This window comes from Pseudomonas sp. PME37.24/025 (genome assembly GCF_055556615.1).
In genome coordinates this window covers 1-253 of record NZ_JBVHNK010000380.1, presented here as the reverse complement: position 1 = coordinate 253, position 253 = coordinate 1, and the positions used below count along the sequence as shown (strand labels likewise).

At 66.8% G+C, this 253-nt stretch carries 1 pseudogene; it reads left to right on the top strand.

The annotated features are described in order from the left end of the window. Positions 1–253, top strand: a pseudogene (locus ACZ3HH_RS30765) (hypothetical protein); the annotation flags it as partial.

Sequence of the window (253 nt, the reverse complement as noted above, 5' to 3'; positions counted from 1 at the left end):
CGCCGCGACGATCCGCGATTTCCCGGACCTCTACAAGCGTTTCTACTCGCTGCCCAGCTTCACCTGGGGCAAGACGCTGGGCGCGGGGGCGGATATCACGCAGGCCAATCGCGATCCGCTGCTCGGTCGCGTCGCCGGTGCCGATGGCCTGAAGACGGGCCATACGGATGAAGCCGGTTATGGCTTCACCGGGTCAGCGGAACAGAACGGGCGGCGGCTGGTCATGGTCGTCGCGGGGCTGCCCACCTATACC